At 40.3% G+C, this 20,260-nt stretch carries 15 protein-coding genes; 8 read left to right on the top strand and 7 right to left on the bottom strand.

Annotation, left to right across the window (positions count from 1 at the left end):
* Positions 1 to 141 precede the first annotated feature (141 nt).
* From EAX61_RS03655 to EAX61_RS03640, 4 genes are all read left to right on the top strand, one after another.
* On the top strand, positions 142 to 480 hold the full coding sequence (locus EAX61_RS03655) for a single-stranded DNA-binding protein (RefSeq protein ID WP_121916296.1): 339 nt from the start codon (positions 142 to 144) through the stop codon (positions 478 to 480).
* Positions 481 to 648: 168 nt separating this feature from the next.
* Entirely contained in the window at positions 649 to 954 is a 306-nt protein-coding gene (locus EAX61_RS03650; RefSeq protein WP_121916295.1) for a GIY-YIG nuclease family protein, read from the top strand.
* A 198-nt stretch (positions 955 to 1,152) separates the two neighbouring features.
* The gene (gene recQ / locus EAX61_RS03645; protein WP_121916294.1) at positions 1,153 to 3,258 is read left to right on the top strand and encodes a DNA helicase RecQ; all 2,106 of its coding nucleotides are present in this window, start codon (positions 1,153 to 1,155) and stop codon (positions 3,256 to 3,258) included.
* Positions 3,259 to 3,463: 205 nt separating this feature from the next.
* Positions 3,464 to 3,841, top strand: coding sequence for an endonuclease domain-containing protein (locus EAX61_RS03640; protein ID WP_121916293.1), 378 nt, complete (start codon positions 3,464 to 3,466; stop codon positions 3,839 to 3,841).
* A gap of 194 nt (positions 3,842 to 4,035) precedes the next feature.
* Here the strand turns inward: EAX61_RS03640 and EAX61_RS03635 are convergent, their stop codons facing one another.
* The 3 genes from EAX61_RS03635 to EAX61_RS03625 all read right to left on the bottom strand — a co-directional run bounded on the left by EAX61_RS03635 (position 4,036) and on the right by EAX61_RS03625 (position 8,705).
* A complete protein-coding gene (locus tag EAX61_RS03635) occupies positions 4,036 to 4,338 on the bottom strand; it encodes an antibiotic biosynthesis monooxygenase family protein (RefSeq protein WP_121916292.1) in 303 nt (100 codons plus the stop codon).
* 89 nt (positions 4,339 to 4,427) lie between these two features.
* Complete coding sequence (locus tag EAX61_RS03630) at positions 4,428 to 5,876, bottom strand: DUF5689 domain-containing protein (protein ID WP_121916291.1); 1,449 nt, start codon at positions 5,874 to 5,876, stop codon at positions 4,428 to 4,430.
* A gap of 30 nt (positions 5,877 to 5,906) precedes the next feature.
* Positions 5,907 to 8,705: a carboxypeptidase-like regulatory domain-containing protein gene (locus EAX61_RS03625; protein WP_121916290.1), complete on the bottom strand. Its 2,799-nt coding sequence runs from the start codon at positions 8,703 to 8,705 to the stop codon at positions 5,907 to 5,909.
* Between the two features lie 139 nt (positions 8,706 to 8,844).
* Here EAX61_RS03625 and EAX61_RS03620 point away from each other — a divergent pair, with 139 nt between their 5' ends.
* A complete protein-coding gene (locus EAX61_RS03620; protein ID WP_121916289.1) occupies positions 8,845 to 9,909 on the top strand; it encodes an endonuclease/exonuclease/phosphatase family protein in 1,065 nt (354 codons plus the stop codon).
* 70 nt (positions 9,910 to 9,979) lie between these two features.
* Here EAX61_RS03620 and EAX61_RS03615 read toward each other — a convergent pair whose 3' ends face one another.
* Both EAX61_RS03615 and EAX61_RS16530 read right to left on the bottom strand, forming a co-directional pair.
* Complete coding sequence (locus EAX61_RS03615) at positions 9,980 to 10,477, bottom strand: hypothetical protein (protein WP_236641974.1); 498 nt, start codon at positions 10,475 to 10,477, stop codon at positions 9,980 to 9,982.
* Between the two features lie 141 nt (positions 10,478 to 10,618).
* The gene (locus EAX61_RS16530) at positions 10,619 to 12,070 is read right to left on the bottom strand and encodes a hypothetical protein (RefSeq protein ID WP_201739412.1); all 1,452 of its coding nucleotides are present in this window, start codon (positions 12,068 to 12,070) and stop codon (positions 10,619 to 10,621) included.
* Positions 12,071 to 12,221: 151 nt separating this feature from the next.
* On the opposite strand from EAX61_RS16530, the gene EAX61_RS03605 reads away from it, so the two are divergent.
* From EAX61_RS03605 to EAX61_RS03595, 3 genes are read left to right on the top strand one after another with little or no spacing between them, the layout of a single operon-like run.
* Positions 12,222 to 12,746 (top strand): RNA polymerase sigma factor, encoded by a 525-nt coding sequence (locus EAX61_RS03605; RefSeq protein ID WP_121916288.1) that lies wholly within the window; start codon positions 12,222 to 12,224, stop codon positions 12,744 to 12,746.
* A 48-nt stretch (positions 12,747 to 12,794) separates the two neighbouring features.
* The gene (locus EAX61_RS03600; RefSeq protein ID WP_121916287.1) at positions 12,795 to 13,709 is read left to right on the top strand and encodes a FecR family protein; all 915 of its coding nucleotides are present in this window, start codon (positions 12,795 to 12,797) and stop codon (positions 13,707 to 13,709) included.
* Entirely contained in the window at positions 13,678 to 16,203 is a 2,526-nt protein-coding gene (locus EAX61_RS03595; RefSeq protein ID WP_161555181.1) for a TonB-dependent receptor plug domain-containing protein, read from the top strand. Before EAX61_RS03600 ends, EAX61_RS03595 begins: the two co-directional genes overlap by 32 nt.
* 49 nt (positions 16,204 to 16,252) lie before the next feature.
* Here the strand turns inward: EAX61_RS03595 and EAX61_RS03590 are convergent, their stop codons facing one another.
* Together EAX61_RS03590 and EAX61_RS03585 are read right to left on the bottom strand one after the other, a co-directional pair.
* Complete coding sequence (locus tag EAX61_RS03590) at positions 16,253 to 16,684, bottom strand: hypothetical protein (RefSeq protein WP_121916285.1); 432 nt, start codon at positions 16,682 to 16,684, stop codon at positions 16,253 to 16,255.
* A 173-nt stretch (positions 16,685 to 16,857) separates the two neighbouring features.
* Complete coding sequence (locus tag EAX61_RS03585) at positions 16,858 to 20,097, bottom strand: TonB-dependent receptor (RefSeq protein WP_121916284.1); 3,240 nt, start codon at positions 20,095 to 20,097, stop codon at positions 16,858 to 16,860.
* Between the last annotated feature and the right edge of the window lie 163 nt (positions 20,098 to 20,260).

The raw sequence follows: 20,260 nt of genomic DNA, 5'->3' as shown, positions 1-20,260 counted from the left end.
GCAGTGTTCTAATCAACTAACCCTTTCACGAAAGTGTAATAACGAGTATAGAAAAGAACAAAACGATTTTCTCGGGAGCGACTCGGGAAAGAATTTAAAATAATTTGGCAGGCATAACCTGCTCAAGAAAAACACATTATTATGAACGCATTACGTAACAAAGTACAATTAATCGGAAGACTAGGTCAGGATCCAGAAATCAAAACCTTCCCTGATGGAAACAAAATTGCCAATTTCTCAATGGCTACAGACGACTCCTATAAAGACCAAAACGGTCAGAAAGTGGAGCGTACCTACTGGCACAACGTAACTGTAAGAGGTGGTCTCGTAAAAGTTGTGAAGAGCTACGTCACTAAAGGACAAGAAATCGCCATAGAAGGTAAACTCACCAACCGCTCCTGGGAAGATAAAGACGGAATCAAAAGATATATGACAGAGATTGTATGTAACGAGCTTTTGATGCTTGGTAAAAACAACTAAACTCCGCCTTCGACTCCGCTCAGGCATCGCTTGGCTCAGGCATCGTTCGCTACGCTCAGTCTTTCTCAAACTTGAGAACTCGAACCCTGAGCGTAGTCGAAGGGTGACCTGCAATGGAGCAACCCAAACCCTGAGCGCAGCAGAAGGGTGGAATTATAAACTTAAACTATGCCTAAAGGATACACATACATTCTCTTGTGTAGCGACAATAGTTATTATACAGGAAGCACAATTAATCTAAAAAAGAGATGGAAAGAACACCTTGCTGGACAAGGAGCTAATCATACAAGAAAGCATCCACCTGTAAGAATATTATACTACGAAGTATACCCAAGAGTTGACTACGCTTTTTATAGAGAAAAACAAATCCAAAAATGGTCGAGAGCTAAGAAAGAAGCACTTATTTCAGGTAGAATGAAAGACTTGCACCTCTACTCGCAATGTCAGAATGAAACGCACTATCTTTTGAGATAAGAGTCCTCCGCCTTCGACTCCGCTCAGGCATCGCTTCGGGTCAATCATCGTTCGCTACGCTCAGTCTTTCTCAAACTTAAGAACCCGAACCCTGAGCGTAGTCGAAGGGTGATAGACGATGAACCAATCCGAACCCTGAGCGTAGCCGAAGGGTGCAGTTTAGAACCAATAAAATCAAACAATCGCTACCTTTACAAAATGACCGAAACGCCTACAACACAAACCCTACACACACTCTTAAAAACCCATTTTGGATACGATAACTTCCGCCCTAATCAGCAGGAAATTATTGAAGCGGTATGTGACGGTCAGGATGCGCTGGTCATTATGCCTACGGGTGGTGGTAAGTCGATGTGTTTCCAGCTACCAGCGCTTGCGCTGGAGGGAACTGCGATTGTGATCTCACCACTTATCGCACTTATGAAGGATCAAGTAGATGCCCTTCGAGCAAACGGAATAAAAGCGTCCTACTACAACAGCACACAGGCCCAGGAAGAAACTCAGCAAGTATTACAGGACTTACGGGATGATAAACTGGATTTAATCTATGTTGCGCCAGAGAGTTTGTCGCTTTTAGATAACGTACTAAGTCTCGCAAAAATCAGTCTCATTGCGGTAGACGAGGCGCATTGCATCTCTTCCTGGGGTCACGATTTTAGGCCTGCGTACACTCAGCTAGGCTATCTTAAAAAGCGTTTCATTGGCACACCACTCATTGCGCTCACGGCAACGGCAGACAGGTCTACCCAAGATGATATCGCACAACAGTTGGGTATCGCTCGAGCAAGAAAATATATCTCTTCCTTTGACCGACCTAACTTATTTTTAGATGTGCGCCCTGGTCAAAAACGTAACGAGCAAATTCTTAAATTTCTGGATGCTCACCCGTTTGAATCAGGCATCATTTACTGCCTTTCTAGAAAAAGCACTGAAAGTCTTGCCGAAAAATTGCGCTCTAATGGTCATACCGCCAAAGCCTACCACGCGGGAATGACCGCCGAAGAGCGCACTAAAGTCCAAGAGGAGTTTCTAGACGATACCACGCCCATCATCGTTGCCACTATTGCCTTTGGGATGGGGATCGATAAAAGCAACGTGCGCTGGGTCATTCACTACAATATGCCCAAAAATCTAGAGGGTTACTACCAGGAAATAGGTCGGGCGGGCCGGGACGGACTGCCGTCGCATACCGTACTCTTTTACAGCTATGCAGACACGATGCAACTGCGCCGTTTTATAGACGACGCCACAAATGCCGAGTACCAGCTGGCAAAGCTGGAGCGTATGCAACAGTATGCAGAGGCGCTCAGTTGTAGGCGCAAGATTTTGATCAATTACTTTGGCGAGTATCTCTTGGAGGATTGTGGCAATTGCGACATTTGTAAGAACAAACCAGAGTATTTTGACGGAACCGTACTGGCGCAAAAGGTCCTTTCGGGCGTAGCCAGATTAAAGGAGCAGGAGGCCTTAGGGACGGTCATCGACGTGTTGCGCGGTTCTCAAAACGCACAAGTTTTTGACAAAGGCTACCAAAACATTAAAACCTACGGCGCCCTGAAAACAGTGCCGTGGCGAGACCTTCAGCAGTATGTGATACAGCTTGTGAACTTGGGATTGTTAGAAATACGCTTTCGCGAAAGCGGAAGATTACTTTTAACCCCACTTGCAAACGATGTGCTGTTTAAAGGTAAGAACGTCCAGCTTGCAAACCTCCTTCAGCCAAAGGTGGAAGCCCCTACAAAAGAACGCAAACCCAAAAAGCCGAAAGGCACACTCTTCGAAAAACTGCGAGAACTCCGTGCTGAGCTTGCTAGAGAAGCAAATGTTCCTGCTTATGTCGTTTTCTCCGATGCCAGCCTTAAAGATATGGAAGACCAAGAGCCACGAACTCCCGAGGAGTTCCTAGAAATATCGGGTGTGGGTCAAGCCAAAATGGAAAAATATGCGCCAGATTTCTTAAAGCTTATTAACGCACATCTCCATAAACCCAAACCTCAAAAAGCTGGAAAAACGATACAAGAAACCCAAAAACTGATTGAGGACGGTCTGACCTTAGAAGAAATCGCCGAAGCTCGTGACCTTACTATAGGTTCAATTCATAATCATCTTATGAAACTTCACGAGGACGGAATGGAAGTAGACTTTTATCAATTCATCTCCCCAGAGGAAGTTGAAAAAATAAACAACGCCACGTCTCAAGTAGAAGATTCAGAAAAACTGAAGTCTTATTTTGAGTTTTTTAAAGAAGAAATTCCCTACTGGAAGATAAAATTGGGGTTGTATATGGGGAATAGCGAATCTTGATTTTTGCTTGCAAAAATAATGCAACAGCTCCCCTCCCGTGTGCGGGAGGGGAATGAATTGGCTGTGCCAAGAAAGGGGTGGGGAGTGTTTTCAACAAAAAAACAATGTTGTAAACATCTCACTCCCCACCCCGACTTCACCTTCGGTTAAGCCACCCCTCCCGCACACGGGAGGGGAACTTCTATCTTAATAATTTAATAGTATTATGAAATTCAAAGATCCAAAACCTCACGACCCGCCCGAAACCCGAGATTTAAGAAAGCACCTACGTAACAACGCCACTCCCGCAGAGGCCTTCTTATGGAAGCATTTAAGCAAGAGACAACTCGCAGGAAGAAAATTCAGGAGACAACACGGTATAGGCCCCTTCGTAGTAGATTTCTTTTGTTCTTCTGAGAAACTTATTATAGAATTAGATGGAGAACCGCATACAACTCTTAATGGCGAAGAAAGAGATGAAAAACGTGATGAATATCTAGAATCTAAAGGCTTCAAGGTGCTCCGTTTTGAGAATAAAATGGTATTTGAACTGATGCCTTCTGTGTTAAAAGATATCGTTGATAATTTTCGTGCCGAAAATTAGGAAAAGGCCTGTAGGTCCTCGCCCACTATGTGGGAGAGGTGGCCACGCCACTGGCGTGGACGGAGTGGGGTGTTTGGATGGTAATTAAATACAGTTAAACTAATTTAATCCAAGATTCTAAACACCCCATCCTTCCTTTACCTTCGGTAAATTCCTTCCCTCCCACATAGTGGGTGGGAATTCTCGTGGTGGCACTATCGGTCAAACCCATACTCCCTTTCCACCTTGCATATCCTCACACGATATTGCTCATACCATTGCGACTTCCCTTTCTTTTGTGCTTCTTGATGATCTCTTTGTGCTTTCCACCGCGCAATATCTTCTAAGGTTTTCCAGTAGCTTATGGTAATGCCTATATCTGCCCTGGCGTGGTCTATTCCTAGAAAGCCTGACATTCCTTGTGCTAGTTCCTCGAGGTGCTGTGCTGCCATCTGATAGTCACGGTTAACACTGGTTTGCTTTGAAGTAAAAATAACGGCGTAGTAAGGAAGCTCCATAAAATCATTTTATAGACTAAAAATACAAAACCCTCACAACGCTAGGTTGTGAGGGTTTTAAAATTTTTCGCGAAAGCGAACAAACAAGACTAGTTTGCTGTCACACGTACATTATCAACGTGATAACGTGTTGTCGCGCTAGGATCTGCTCCTTCATAAAGAAAACCTACATTGAGGTCACCGCTCAAACATTCAATATTAATTAGTCCAGAAGACTCAAAATCTCCAAATCCACTAGATGGTCCAGAAGGGATATTTGCATCGATTTGCGTCCACTCTGTTGTTGTCGGGTCTCCTGTGTAAGACGTAGTAATGAAAGCCTTAAGAATCTTACCATTGTCAAAAGCGGCTTGAATATCAAAAGAAAGTGCCTCACCGTCATTTGCATCAAGGTTGATCGCTGGAGTTACTAACCATACATTTAACGGATCTTCATCTGTATTAAATCCAGAAATACGTAGATAGTTGTTGTTATTAAAGTCGTCTAGGATAAAGCGAGTGTCACCACCACTTACATTTACGTTAGTCCAAGTACCATCCAGCTCGTCTTCATCGTTTATTCCTGAAAAGTTTTCGATAAATACGGTTGTAGGACCTTGCACTGCTTCTCCTTCACATTCTAGCACTTCTGGATCACAACGCTCTTCACTATCAAAGTTTACAGCAGTATTATTGTTAATCGCAAGATTAAAGGTATCTCCAAAAAAGTTTCTAGTAAGTACTGCTTCTATGCTACCACGGCCTGAAGGTAGTGCGATAGATTTAAAAGAAGAAAACGTACTGGTGCTTAATACCGTTTGTGCGTTAGAGTCGCAACTTGTAACGATACGCTCACCGTCAAACTGATCTGTAGCCTCTCCAGCATAAGTTAGTGACTGCTCCACTACATCTTCTTTTCTAAACTGAACGTTAGAAACTTTTACGTATGTGTTTTCTAATGCTTCAGAAAAATCTGAAATAGCTACTTCATTAGGAACGATTGTAGCAATTTCTGTAGATCTTCTTATGAACTCCTCACGTACTGGCGGTGCTATTTTTTCTAGACCAGTTCCTACGCCTAATGTAAGTACACCATTACTATCTCCTATGTGCAGTCCGCCAAGTTTTACAAACACTTTACGTCCGAATTCATACGAAGTGAATAAAGGACTTACATCTATAAGTACTCTTACGCCCGTCGTTGCTGCCGAAGCATTGTTTTGAATAATGATCTCTTCAAAGAAGTTTCCGTTCTCATCAGAGCTAATTACAAATCCAGAAATGAATTGATCATTATCCGAAAGATCTAATGTAAATCCATCACGTAGTTCCTCGATTGCCGCTGTGTTATTTGGGTTTATTCCTAAATCATCTGCTTCATCGTTTAGAGCTTGAAGATATAAATCTACTAGAGCATCTATAGTGATTACTTCGCCATCAAGAATAGGCTCAGTAACCGAGAGATCTGGTACATTAAACTCATCATCGTTCACACACCCTACTAGCGCTACAACAGCAAAAAGTAGCGTGAAAATTTTTGTTATACTATTTGTTTTCATAATCGTTATATTCTTTTGTTGTTGTATCTATTAGAAACGTATGTAAGCATTTACATAATACGTTGTTCCATTTCCGAAGAAATAGCGGGGTCCAAAGACAGGACCGTTTTCTCTACCTTGATCCTCGCTTGCATTACGGAAGTTTGCAACACGAGACTGCTCAAAACCTCCAGTAATATATTCCTCATTAAGCACGTTATTTATGGTTGCAAAGAAACCAACGAAGTAATCATCTATTTTCCAAGATTTTCCTCCTACAATATTTACTAAAAAGTAATCGTCAAACTCTTGTTGCGTTAGCAAATTACGCGCTGCAGCAGGGTCATAATCGTTAAATGGTAATCCGTCAGAATCAAGAGCAAAAGCATCTGATCTTGCAAGATTACTGATATCGATGTATGCATTTGAAAAATAGTTAGTCGTAGCACCTACCCACCAGAAGTCTGGATCGCGGTACTCAAAACCTATTTGATAAGCACGCTCTGGCCCACCAGCAACGTGATAATTTTCTAGCTTAGTCGTCCCATCTCCAAAACTCAATGCCCCTTCAAAATCGTCACTTGTTAAGTAAAGATTAGGATTATTGGTATATAGATTCTGTCCTACTGAAGCCGCTGCTTTGAGTTTTACCGTTGGGGTTACTTGCGCCTCAACACCAAGTTCTACACCTACATTGCGACGCTCTACATTAGTTAATACTTCTTGTACAAAAGCACTACCGTTCTCACTCCCTAATGTGGCGAGATCTTCAGTAAAATAAAAACCAATGTCTGTACCATCTTCAAACCCAGCATAAAAACCAGTTACCCTAGCCTTTACAATAGGTGATCTAAAAATGTAACTCAGGTCTAAGGACTGAATTTTCTCGCTTTCTAATCCTATTACCACATCGTTGTTTTGACGTGCATTACTAAATGAGTTTCTAATTCCCGGAGCTTCTGTATAATATGCAGCATTCAAGTCTATTAAGTGACGCCCTGATACTTTATAGGTTAATCCACCTTTTACACCATAATTAGAAAAGTCAAGTTCCTCACTTTCTCCAAAAGAGCGCGCTCCTTGAAAGTTTCCATTCTCATAAAGACCATTTCTCTGGTACGAGGTGTTAGAATAATTTGCACCTAAATGAAAATCTACTTTACTATACTTAAATACTGCTTGCGCAAAAGATGAGATCACCGTAGCATCAATCTCATAATTATATTTATATCGATCACCTTCAGTCACAACACGATTAGGATTACGCACATCACTTTGTGCTAGTGCACCTTGAGCTCCATCTTGACTCTCTTGCACAGCAAAGTTATCTATGTCTAAGAAGCCGTTTGCTCCTAGAAGGTCACTTACCTCTGCATAGTTCTCGCTTTTAAGACCTCTGTAGGCCACATTACCACTAAAAGTGATGTTGTCCGAAAGCTGTGAATTTAAAAGAACGTTTGCAGAAAGCTGCGTATCATCTATCACATCATTCTGAAGAATGATGTTTGCTAGCTCTCCATTTGTAGCGGCATTTAAATTACGTCTGTATATTTCGTCCCAATCTAATTGTCCATCGGCCACAAACTCGCGTTGTGCAAGAAATGCATTTTGGAAATCTGTAGAAGTTGGGTTCTCGTCTTGTAAAAAGAAACTCGGGAGGTTTTGATAATATTCTGGAGTTGGGTTTCTAAAACGACCATTATCTATACGACCATTTTTAATAGATCCAAACTGGTAACCAAGGTTTGTATTGATAGACGTTTTTTCAGAAACGTTCCAGTAGTGATTTAACATAATCACAGGCTCCTCTATCTCACGGATTCTAGAATTGCGTATTTCTCCATCCTGATAGCCCCAAAAAGGATTATATCTTCTTCCTTTTAGGTCAAAAACCTCTTGAGTAATTGCTGTACTTCTTCCTCTTCGGTTAGGAGTATAGAAAGCCGTTAAGTTAAGGCTATGGTTATCATTTATCTTCTTCTCCACACTAGCCGAAAATGAGTTTGCATCGTAAAGTGTACCATCCTGATATCCTTCATCACCAAAACGTCTTGAGGCAAGAAATGTATATGCCCAGCCACTAGCTGTTAGACCAGAACTGTAACTTGCCATCACTCGTCCAGTGTACGAACGGTTTCCTGCGGCATATGATATACGCCCACCCTGACGCTCTTGTGAAGCTCTCATTATAATATTCGTAGTTCCTGCCAGACCTCCAAAAGAGTATTCATTAGGCGTGATCCCCATAGAGAATTCTCTGTTACGCTGTACGTCATTAAGTCCACCCCAGTTCCCCCATTGAGGGCGACCGTTAAACTGCTTGTTCATCTCAATACCATTAATCAAGACCTTGCCGTTTGCATTATCCAATCCACGTGGGCGGAAAAATGTAGCAGAAAAATCAAATGCGGCAGCATTTAAAAATACATCTCTAGATGCTGTTAGAAGACCAGATACGTTAAAACTTCCCGAGTCATCATCATCATTAGACACCTCGTTATCAGATAAAGAAATTAGTCCAATCTGTTCCTGCTCAGCACTCACGTCGACATCCATTAAAATAGATTCGATGTTTAGGACTTGACCATCCTGAGCCACAATAGGGAGACGTTTTGTGATAAAACCATTCTTCACTACTACTAAAATCTGATCTCCTGGCGCTACATTTTCGAGCATAAAGATTCCATTACCGTCTGTCTGGATAGAGCGGTTACTACCTTGTATAGATACTTCTACATCTGGCAGCGCTTCTGTTGTAATCGCATCGATTACTTTTCCTTTTACGCTAGATTGTGCAAGGACAGGTAGTCCAGCAATCAAGAATAAAAGAGAAAACATAAATTGCTTCATAAATATTAGGGTTTTTGCAACGGCTGTATTAAGAAACCGTTACGTTTTCGGGTGCAAAAGTACTACATTCTATCGTATTGATTACCTTTGGCACGTCTTGTGCTTAAGACTTTACAATAATATAACACACCCTAATTTTATGTTGCTTAGAAATACTCTTTTAGTTAGTTTAATTTTTGTTTCCGCTTTCGCGAAAGCGCAAGAAAAAAAGACCTACAAAGTTCAGACCTTAGCATTCTATAATGTTGAAAATCTGTTTGATACAGAAAACGATCCTATCACTTATGATGATGACAGAACACCAGATGGAAAGGATCATTGGACAGAAGAAATATATGCCGATAAGGTTTCTAAAATGGCAAGAGTTATCTCCGAAATAGGTGCAGATGTTGCTCAAAATGCCCCCGCGATTATCGGCCTAGCAGAAATAGAAAACCGTAAAACAGTCGAAGCGCTTGCAAATGACCCCGCGCTTTTAGATAAAGATTATGGTATTGCACATTTTGACTCCCCGGATAGACGTGGTATAGATGTAGCATTACTTTATCAAAAATCTCTTTTTAAACCTACAGACATAAGTAAACACGAATTGCTTATTTATGATAATAATGATGCTACAAAACGCGTATACACTCGTGACCAACTGCTAGTTTCTGGTTATCTGGACGGAGATATGATACACGTCATTGTAAACCACTGGCCGTCGCGTTCTGGAGGAGAAGCCAGAAGTCGTAAGAAAAGAATGGATGCGGCTAAGCTTAATATGAAAATCATAGACAGCTTACAAAGCAATGACCCTTACGCAAAGATTATTACAATGGGAGACCTGAACGATGATCCTACAAGTCCAAGCGTTGCCAAAGTTTTAAAAGCTAAAGGTGAAAAAAGTAAGGTGAAAAAAGGCGACCTCTACAACCCTATGGAGTCTATGTTTAAAAAAGGAATAGGCACACTCGCTTATCGCGATGGCTGGAATTTATTTGACCAAATCATCATTACACAACCTTTGCTAGAAGACGATTACAGTTCATACAGATATTATAAATCTGGAATTTACAACAAGAACTATTTGAGCAATCCGAGAGGAAGGTATAAAGGGTATCCGTACAGAAGTTTTGCAAATGGTGGTTACACCGGCGGTTATAGTGATCATTTCCCTGTCTATGTGTATTTGATCAAGGAAGCGACAACAAATCCTAACTAATATCACAACATATATTAAAAGTAAGGCCCGCAACTTGCGGGCCTTTTCTATGGGTTCCTTATAGATAAAATTAATTTTTTTGAAAAGTTAATCTATCTGTACTTCCGTCACCACCACTAATATCAATTAATACTATGGTGTCGTCATCTACAGAGACAATGTCCCAGTCATCGTTTAAATCGTCAAAATCATTATCATCTGAGACATTAAAAAAGATATTGAAGTCCACATCTGAGTCTGAAGAACCATCATCATCACTGCTATCGTCATCTCGACTAACAGACCAAGTTCCTACTAGTGTTGTAGTCCCATTAGTAGCAGTAAGCACACCATCATCACCAAAGGTGAAATCGTAACCATTGTAATCACTGGTCTCGTTCTCACCATCATCTATATAACTTGACACGCGCCACGTTCCAGATGCTGTTGCCACGGAGTTTACTGCAGAAACTTCAACTTGGTTATTTTCTGAACTGTCGCTATTGTCATCTGTCTCACAACTAGAAAATGACAACAAGCCTAGAACCATTGCACTGAGTACTGAGGTATTCCATTTTAAATTTTTCATACGATATTATTTTTGAGTTAAACGTCTTTATTATAAAACAGTCGTATCGACTAAAGTCCTGAAAAAAGCCCCTACATATTTTGTAAGGGCTCAGAATAACAATTTATAATTAGGGGGAAAATTCAAATTGCCATACAAAACTTATTCTTTTTCAAAGACCAATGTTTTTGAACCGTTAGCCACCTCAACTCTGTCGTCTGTTACAGATACAACTTCATAACCATCTGTCAAGTCTACTAATGGTGCGTTATCAAATGAAAGTTCAAATATGGTGTCATTGTTACTAACAATCCACACACCTTCTTCTTCGTCGTTTCCATTATCTGCCTCTACTTCATTATCATCATCAAAGTCAAAAGTATAATCACCGTATGATGCTGTTTCATTATTTCCATTGATTTCAAATAATGCTACGATCCACTCGCCATCCATCATTATATCGGTAAGTGTATCTGAGTCATCATCGTCATCATCATCATCGTCATCATCATCATCATCATCATCGTCATCGTCGTTATCGTCGTTATCGTCTTCGTCACATTTAAAACGTAATCTATCTCCGTTAGAAAGTCTTAAATCTACCTTGACCTCATCACCATAAGCAGATATCTCGTGGAGACCCCAAGTATCATTAAAATCTGGTAGGTCCGGAATATTTATGACAACATCTATATCCTGACCGCTTCCTGATGCTTCCCAACTTCCGTCAAATACATTTCCTGCTCCCGTAGCCACTATACCACCCTCTGCCGTAAAGCTAAAACGGTAATCTTCATATTGCTCGTCTAGGTCGTTTCCGTTACGCTTTAATTTATGCGCTTCAAAGCTGTCACAACCTGTTAATGCATCGGTCAATTGGTCAATAGTGCAATTCTCACAATCGTCATCATCATAATCATTATCATCGTCCTCGTCACAATCATCTATTGCATTTTCTATAGCGTCTTCCAGTTGTATGATATTATTTACAGTAATCGTACTTCCATCAGAGAGTATAAGTGTAAGTGGAAAATTCACACTTACGATATCACTATCTTCTAAATCATTGATAAATGCATAATGCTCTGCATCGTTGTTTACGGTGACCGTATCAATCAACTCACTATTCTCATTAAAAACGGAGTATGTGATAGGGTATTGAAAATCAATACACTCAATATCGTCGTCATTATCTGGGCATTGCGCAACATATTCGGCAAGTTCGGTCTCATTGTTTATCACAACCTCCGTAAAATCTGCTAGAACAATCGTTATGGGATACAGAAAATCCAGTTCGTCTATGTCACCATCGAATTCGTCAAAAACGTCTTCTATGGTTTGGAAATCTTCCTCGCTATCCACTATAATTTCAAGACCATCTATAAAAACGGTTACGGGCAACACCACGTTAAAACAGCTGGCGTTATCTAAAATATTATCGCCAGAGCCATCGTTAGTCGCTGTTCTTACAATCAAGTTTGCAACCGTAGCATCTATGGTGGTATTTTGCTCATTATCTGGATTGATTAATTCTTCGTCTTCTGTTCGGCACGCTGTAAAGACAAGCGCCAGGGCCATAAGGCTCAAGTAAATAAAATTTCTTGTGTTTTTCATAATAGAGTGATTTTTTTGTTGAGTACGCTTTCGCGAAAGCGTAAAAATGAATAGTATTCCTTTAGGGTATTCAACAATAGAACAACCCAATCCCGAGATGTCCTGAAAATTATTTTTATTTTTTTCGTTTACCTTTAAAACAAAAAGTCAAGTGCCAAAGGAATTACACGATAACATCTGCCAGCGTTCTGTTTTTGAAAGCATTTATAAAAAGTATGCTCAGGACTTGACAAACTTTCTATACTACAAGTTTGGCGCAAATTTAGAGCCCAGCGATAGAGCGCAGGACGCTTTCATAAAACTTTGGGAAAACTGTGCTAAGATTCCTCCCTCTAAAGCAAAGTCGTTTCTCTTTACAACCGCAAATAATTTAATGCTCAACGCTATAAAGCATAATAAAGTAGTTCTCAATCATCAAAAAATAAAGCCCAAAAGCTACACCAACGAAGACCCAGAGTTTGTGCTGGAAAAAAAGCAATTTGCACGACAGTATGAACAGGCACTTTCTAAATTAAGTGAAGAACAACGCGTGGCTTTTTTACTGAGCAAAGTAGAAAAGAAAACGCATCAGGAAATTGCAGATATGCTGGGGACCACAAAAAAAGTTGTCGAATATCGCATTTATAGTGGGTTTAAAATTTTGAAGGAAGAACTTATTGCTATAAAACATATTTGAGTCAGGATTTTAAATGATTGAGTTGTTCTATAGATAACAAAAGGAAGTATGGAAAAAGATTACCTCATAAAAAAATGGTTAAATAACGAGCTTACGCCTACTGAAATGGAGGCTTTTGAGCAGTCTGAAGACTTTGCCCTACACCAGTCTATTATAGATGAGGCGCAACATTTTAAGGCTTCACAGTTTGTAAAAGCGCCCACATTTGATGCACTTGCCTCAAAATTACACGCCCCTCAACAAGAAAAATCCAGCACTAATTCTGCGTGGATGCGATATGCCGTAGGTCTAGTGGCCACGGTTTTAGTCATTTTTGGACTTTATATCTTTTTAGACAATGGCGATAACTCTTTTGAAACAACAATCGCCCAGACAGAAACGCTTACGCTTCCTGATGCTTCTCAAGTAATTCTTAACGCAAAATCTGCGCTATCATTCAATTCGAAAACTTGGGATAAAGAAAGAACAGTACAACTAGATGGGGAAGCATTTTTTGATGTCGAAAAAGGCTCTCAATTTAAAGTAAAAACGGAACAAGGTACAGTTACAGTTCTGGGCACAGAGTTTAATGTGCGCCAGCGAGAGACCACCTTTGAGGTCACTTGTTATGAAGGTAAAGTGGCAGTAACCTACAACGAGGAAAGCTTGACCCTACTCCCAGGTGAAAGTATGGCATTGCGAAACGCACAACTCTCAAGGTATAAAACAGAAAATGTCACTCCTGCGTGGCGCAATGCTATGTCAACCTTTAAAGATGCCCCTGCATCCGAAGTTTTTACAGAATTAGAAAGACAATATCCAGTCCATCTCACGTTTAATGATGTGAATAAAAGCGTACCTTTTACTGGCTCTTTTAAACACGGCAATCTAACTGAAGCGTTAGATGCCATAACCCAGCCCCTTGAACTCGAATATGATATCAAGAGTGCTTATGAAGTTGTTATTTCAAAACGCGCGCAATAGCGTTTTACTACTTTTTGCTTTTTTTCTAGGCACTCTATATGCCTTAGGACAAGATGTGCAATCATTACCTCTGCCTACTGTTTTTAAAAATCTCGAGAAAGAATACAATATTCAATTTAATTATGCTGTCCAGGATATAAATACACTACAAATAGAGTTCTCGACAAACCATCTCACTATAGAGCAGGCATTACAGGAACTCCGTTTAAAAACCAAACTTCGTTACAACCGCGTAGGAACTTCTATCATAACCGTTTCAAACTATGGTGCTTCCACCTTTTGTGGTACATTGTTAGATACTGCTACTGGCAATCCCGTAACAGGTGCAACCATAATTTCTGGACAAACGAGCACAACTACAGACTCCTTCGGTTTTTTTACTATAGACATTAAGGAAAACGAACCGGTAAAGGTTTCCTCCGTCGCCTATGAAACACGTGTAATCCCCCTTTCAGATTTTAAAAAAGAAAACTGTTCCAGCTTTTTTGTTATTCCTACTAGTATAGCCCTAGAAAACATTACCCTCACGACGTATCTCGTAGAGGGACTGGATAAGATTAATGACGGCTCGATAGCCATAAACTTTGATGAGTTCACCTTGTTACCCGGACTTATAGAGAACGACGTATTGCAAACCACGCAAGCCCTTCCTGGGATAACGAGCACAGACGAAACGGTTTCAAATATTAACATACGAGGCGGTGCAAACGACCAAAATCTTATTCTCTGGGACAATATCAAGATGTACCAAACTGGACACTTTTTTGGGCTTATCTCGGCTTTTAATCCGCAGATTACACAGCGGGTTACGATTGTAAAAAATGGTACAAGCGCACAATATACAGACGGCACCTCTGGCACCCTCGCTATGTTTACAGATGATAAAGTCACTCAAAACACACACGGCAATATCGCCATAAACTTCCTGAGCGCTGAAGGTTTTATAGACCTCCCCACTGGCAAACATTCTTCATTGCAAGTTGCTGGGCGACACTCGCTAAGCGATTTCTTGCGCACTCCTACCTACGATACCTATTTTGACCGCATCTCGCAAAATACAGAAGTCGAAAATAATGAAGCGAGTATCATAAATGCAGACCAGAGTTTTAGCTTTTACGACACCTCCTTGCGTTGGATTTACAATATCAGTCCCAAAGACCGCTTGCAACTTAATTTTATCGTTATAGGGAATTCGCTCGACTTTAACGAGAGCGCACTCATAAACAATATGGATCGCACTAGAGCAAGTCTACTCACCCAGAACAGTATCGCCGGGGGCGTAGATTACAAACGCAAGTGGAGCGACACGTCAGCGTCTACCATACAGCTTTATGAGACGGATTATACCCTCCGTGCTCGGAATGCCAATGTGCTTGAGAACCAGCGATTTTTACAGGAAAATATAGTTTCAGAGACCAGCATTCGGTTGTCTCACGAGCTCGGTTTTAACGAGCGCTGGAATCTTTTGGGTGGCTATCAGTTTGTTGAGACTGGAGTTACAAATCTGGATGATGTGGACGACCCATTCTTTAGACGCAAGATTTCTGAGGTGGTTCGTGAGCACGCACTTTTCGCGCAAGCGGGATTCAGTTCGCTTTCGCAAAAAACAAACCTCTCCCTCGGAATGCGTTATAATTACATCGAAAAATTCCAGAAATCGTTAATTGAGCCTAGAATATCCCTACGTCAAAAATTAAGCTCCGCACTCACTCTGCAAGCGCAGGCCGAAATGAAGCACCAAAACACTTCTCAAGTCATTAACTTTCAAAACGACTTTTTAGGAATAGAAAAAAGACGCTGGCGCCTAGCAGACGGAATAGAAATTCCTGTAATGGAAAGCGCACAAGCTTCCCTAGGCGTTGCCTTTGAAAAAAAGGGTTGGCTGGCAGACGTAACTGGATACTTTAAAGCTGTGGAGGGCATTACCGCACAAAGTCAAGGTTTTGAGACGAAGTATGAGTTTCAAAAAGCTATAGGGAATTATGACGTCCTCGGCGTAGATGTACTATTAAGGAAAAGGAGTGGCGATTTTACTTCCTGGCTGAGCTACGGTTTTATGGATAATACCTATCATTTTGATTCGCTCCCAGAAAATACATTTCCAAGTAATTATGATATTACCCACGCAGTAACTTTGGGCACAACCTATGCCATTGACAGGCTCAAACTGTCTGCCGGATGGAATTGGCGTTCAGGAAAACCTACTACGTTTCCTGTAATTGGGGAACCCGTAGTATCTGGCACAATTAACTTTCAAGATGTGAATAGCGATAGACTCGCGTCCTATATGCGCGTAGATTTTTCGGCAAACTATACGCTTGTAACGCAGGCTAACTTTAAGCTAGAACTAGGTGCATCCCTGTGGAATGTGACCAATCAAGAAAATGTGATTGCAAATTTCTTTAGAGTATCAAACAACAATACACTTGCATCATTCTCTCAAGAATCTCTAGGTACGACTGTGAATGGAGTCATTAGAATGTCTTTTCTATAAAAAAAGGAGCGCCATTGCGCTCCTCTGTTTTTTAACTATCATAGCTCTCTTAAAGCCATTGCGCCCAGGGTATGATTGCTAGAACAGCAATTAATCCGAGTGTATAAAAAATAGCAAGTTTCTTAAATTTAGGTGTAGATAACCGTTGTTTTTTGTGCTTAGAGTATCCTACAGTAATTAAAACCACCGCAATAATCATTAACAATGGATGCTCTAATGCAAGTTGTCTTGAGGTAGAGTTACTCATCGTTCCTTCTTGTCCCAAGGCGCTCATCCCATTAGGTGAAGCAAACCAAAGCACCAACCCAATAAGCAACTGTAAGTGCATCGTAATTAGTGTGAAAAGTGCAAGACGCATATCCTTTGCTCCATATTCTTTTTTGGAAAAAAATCCAGCTAGAGAATTTATCGTTGCGATTACTAATACTGCGAGTACTAGGTATGCCCAATAAGAGTGTATGAATTGTACAGTTTGATACATATTTTATGATTTTGTGGTTGTCTTGTAAAGATACTTCATTCGGCTCAATCTCATTTTACAAATTTGTTGAAACAAAAACGTCGCTCGAGGTGAGCGACGTTTGAGTATGTATGAAGTTTCCGCTTTCGCGCCTGCCTGCCGGCAAAGGCAGGAAAGCGTAAAAGTCTTGAATACTAGTTAAAGATGTAACGTAGTCCAACTTGCATCTGCCATCTTGAAGAACGAAGGCCAGCATCATCGATATTGTTCAAACCACCTTCTACACGATCATTAAATGTAAATTGAGGTGTTGTTCCATCATCTGCAAAACCTTCAAAATTCAATAACGTTGCCGTATCAAATCCACTTGTGAAATATCTTCTTCCCCAGTTCTTGTTTATGAGGTTTGTGAAGTTAAAGATATCTGCAGTAAGCTGAAATGTGTGCTTCGTATCTCCAGAAGTAAATGCAAAATCTTGGGCAAATTTTAAGTCAATTACGTGACTCCATCTTGCACGTGAGGTATTACGCTCTGCAAAATTCCCACGACGGTTTCTCAACTGTTCATCTCCTTCTATGAAAGCGTCTAGTGCCGCATATTGATCTACTGCCGAGAAAACGACGTTACCATCTCTATCTGTAATGTCAACAAGATTTGCCTCTGCAAATGTGCTAGGAATAAATGGCAAAGCTGAGAATCCTTCTCCCGTATCGTCAATAAGATTTTCACTACCACGACCACCTACTACATAGCTAAATGGTGTACCCTCTGCTCCTTCGTAGAAAAGTCCAATTGTCGTCTTCAAGTTTTTACTCCATTTGAAATCAATCACAGCATTAGATAATACTCTATGCCCTTGAGAGAAATCAGAAATAGATGGCGTTAATGCATTTACACCATTAACACTCTCATTAAATGCCCAGTTAGAAATATTCTGGGAAGAAGTTCCCTCAAATAGAACAGTTGAGCGTCCATAAGAATATGTTGCAGAAGATCGAACATCTACTAATGATGAATACACGTTTTTAGTAAGGGTTACAGATGCATTGTAAGATTCTCCCTCATTTGTGTTAGAGATTAAGAAAATACCTTGATATGTGTCATCTATAAACTCACCGCCGTAGTTCAATCTTGGTCCAGCTCCTGTAGTGGTAAACTGAGGCCCCTCTAAATTTAAGTTTTCTAACTCTAGACCTGTAATGGTACTATTATGAATAAGCTCTCCCGAAATAATAAAATTACCTGGTAATTTCTGATCTATAGCGATACTCTTTTTAAATGTCTGTGGCAACATAAGGTCACTTGCAAGAAGGTCGATATTCCCTTGGAAAGGACTATCTTGCTGGAACTGAGAGTTCACATCTGGATTAAATGAAGGAACGTTATTCGGGTCTTCATCATTTCTTGGTCTGAAAATACGAGTATTTGCTACTACATTTCCAGTATTGTTGTAAGCGCCACCTGGCCATACTAGAGGAATTCTAGATGTAAACATACCAGCTCCACCACGTATTTGTGTGGTTTTGTCACCTTTTACGTCCCAATTAAAACCTATACGAGGAGAAATATGAGCACGTGATCCTGGACCTTTACCTACTTCTGCACCTTGTAAGTCTTTGCCAGCAGCTTCAAGTAGAGCTCTTGTTCTTGTTTCAAAATCTGTATTTGTACGACCGTCATCCCAAATAGGAACATCTACTCTCATACCAGCAGTTAATCTGAAGTTTTCTGATACTTGAACCTCATCTTGCGCGTAGAAACCTAATTGATATAAATCAAATTCAGCCGCACCTACAGAATCATCACCTACACCTCCTAAAAGAGAGTAACTGCTTCTAAATTCATTTGCATCATTGTTAAAGAAATCTTCTAATGAATTATAGGTATACTCACCAAAGTTTCTTCCAAAGAATACATTCTTAATATCGCTATACTCATTGTGAGTACCTAAAGTTACAGTATGTCTTCCTGAAAAGATCTGGAAGTTATTTGTTAAGGTAAATACATCTTGTTCAAGCAAGTTTGCTGTGGAGAAAGGTTCTGATCCAGCAAAAATTCTAGCATCCCCATCATTGATTTCAATTCTTGGGAAAGGATCACCTATTATATTTCTATCATCACGCACTCTGGTATAACCAAAAATGAATCTATTTGCATAATCAGATCCAAAAGTTGAATTTAATTCTAGAGAAGCAGTATTAGCCTTTGATGAAAAGTCTACACCACCATTTGAGAAGTTTATAGTTCTGGAAGAAGATCTCCCATTCCCACTAGAAAGTGCGTCAACATAATTATTTCTAAATGACAGTTTGTGATTCTCATTAATATTCCAATCTAACTTGAATAGAATTTTATCACTCTTTAATGTTCTTGTATTGTCTGCAAATCCTCCAGCATTGTAACCGTACTCGGTCAAAAGGAAATTGCTGAAACGGTTTACGCCCTCAAGTCCAGATTCTCCAGAATAGTTCCCGTCAAATGGTTGTGGAGTCTCATCATTTTGTCCTTCGTAGTTTACAAAGAAGAATAATTTATCTTCTACAAGTGGACCTCCTATTCTAACACCATAAGTATTTGCAGTAAAGTCATCTAATTTTTCTCTATCTGCATCATCATCAAAATCTCCTGGATCCTTACCAGCAAGTGACTGATCACGGTAAAGGTAGTATGCCGAGCCTTCGAACTTGTTTGTTCCAGATTTTGTAATTGCACTAATCGCACCTCCGGCAAAACCTCCAATCGTTACATCATAAGGAGCAACATTTACTTGGAAAGACTCTATCGCATCGATAGAAATTGGGTTTACCCCAGTTTGACCCCCATTAGTTCCTGCGCCAGATAATCCAAAGGTATCATTGTTTACAGCTCCATCTACGTAGATAGCATTGTAACGGTTGTTCTGACCACCTATAGAAAGTGTAGCATCATCCCTAAGTTGTGCCTCAGGAGTTAATCTTGCAAAATCTGCAATAGAACGAGAAATATTAGGCAAAGCTTCTACCTCTCTATTACTAATAGTTGTTTGTGAACCTGTTTTGTTTGCATCAAATACACCATTAGGCGTTGCAGTAATAACAATCTCATCTAAAGCATTTTGAGACTCTGCGAGTGTCGCGCTTATACGCGCAGACTCCCCTAGTGAAAGGTTGATACCTTCTCTCGTAAAACTTTCGAAACCTACGTAAGAGATTATCACCGTATAAGGTCCTCCAGTACGCATGTTAGTAATACGGTAAAAACCGTCAAAATCTGTTGTTGCCCCGTAAACCGATCCTGTAGGAACGTGAGTTGCAACAATGTTTGCTCCTAGAAGAGGAGTTTCTGTTCCGTCAAGGACCCGACCATTGATCGAACTTGTTGTAACCCCTTGTGCAAATGACACGGCGGTCATAAGCAACATTGCTACAAACGATAAAAATGTAATTTTCTTCATAGTGTTGATTAATTGAATTAAGCTTGGACAAAATTAGACAATTACTTCAACAACCTAATATTAACTTTACGTTAACTTATTAAGATAATATGCGCATTTGTCAACATAAATATCTGATTTACAATGCATTGATTTTAATTCAAATTACCATTAAATCTATTGA

Origin of the sequence: Dokdonia sinensis, assembly GCF_003688895.1 — a bacterium.
GTDB lineage: Bacteria > Bacteroidota > Bacteroidia > Flavobacteriales > Flavobacteriaceae > Dokdonia > Dokdonia sinensis.
The sequence above is the reverse complement of the archived record's forward strand: the minus strand, read 5'-3'. Positions and strand labels throughout refer to the sequence as shown.

What these genes read in the sequence shown, in the direction of transcription:
- EAX61_RS03655 (WP_121916296.1), top strand. Translation starts at nt 142, where the DNA reads ATGAACGCATTACGTAACAAAGTACAATTAATCGGAAGACTAGGTCAG.
- EAX61_RS03650 (WP_121916295.1), top strand. Translation starts at nt 649, where the DNA reads ATGCCTAAAGGATACACATACATTCTCTTGTGTAGCGACAATAGTTAT.
- recQ (WP_121916294.1), top strand. Translation starts at nt 1,153, where the DNA reads ATGACCGAAACGCCTACAACACAAACCCTACACACACTCTTAAAAACC.
- EAX61_RS03640 (WP_121916293.1), top strand. Translation starts at nt 3,464, where the DNA reads ATGAAATTCAAAGATCCAAAACCTCACGACCCGCCCGAAACCCGAGAT.
- EAX61_RS03635 (WP_121916292.1), bottom strand. Translation starts at nt 4,338, where the DNA reads ATGGAGCTTCCTTACTACGCCGTTATTTTTACTTCAAAGCAAACCAGT.
- EAX61_RS03630 (WP_121916291.1), bottom strand. Translation starts at nt 5,876, where the DNA reads ATGAAAACAAATAGTATAACAAAAATTTTCACGCTACTTTTTGCTGTT.
- EAX61_RS03625 (WP_121916290.1), bottom strand. Translation starts at nt 8,705, where the DNA reads ATGAAGCAATTTATGTTTTCTCTTTTATTCTTGATTGCTGGACTACCT.
- EAX61_RS03620 (WP_121916289.1), top strand. Translation starts at nt 8,845, where the DNA reads ATGTTGCTTAGAAATACTCTTTTAGTTAGTTTAATTTTTGTTTCCGCT.
- EAX61_RS03615 (WP_236641974.1), bottom strand. Translation starts at nt 10,477, where the DNA reads ATGAAAAATTTAAAATGGAATACCTCAGTACTCAGTGCAATGGTTCTA.
- EAX61_RS16530 (WP_201739412.1), bottom strand. Translation starts at nt 12,070, where the DNA reads ATGAAAAACACAAGAAATTTTATTTACTTGAGCCTTATGGCCCTGGCG.
- EAX61_RS03600 (WP_121916287.1), top strand. Translation starts at nt 12,795, where the DNA reads ATGGAAAAAGATTACCTCATAAAAAAATGGTTAAATAACGAGCTTACG.
- EAX61_RS03595 (WP_161555181.1), top strand. Translation starts at nt 13,678, where the DNA reads ATGAAGTTGTTATTTCAAAACGCGCGCAATAGCGTTTTACTACTTTTT.
- EAX61_RS03590 (WP_121916285.1), bottom strand. Translation starts at nt 16,684, where the DNA reads ATGTATCAAACTGTACAATTCATACACTCTTATTGGGCATACCTAGTA.
- EAX61_RS03585 (WP_121916284.1), bottom strand. Translation starts at nt 20,097, where the DNA reads ATGAAGAAAATTACATTTTTATCGTTTGTAGCAATGTTGCTTATGACC.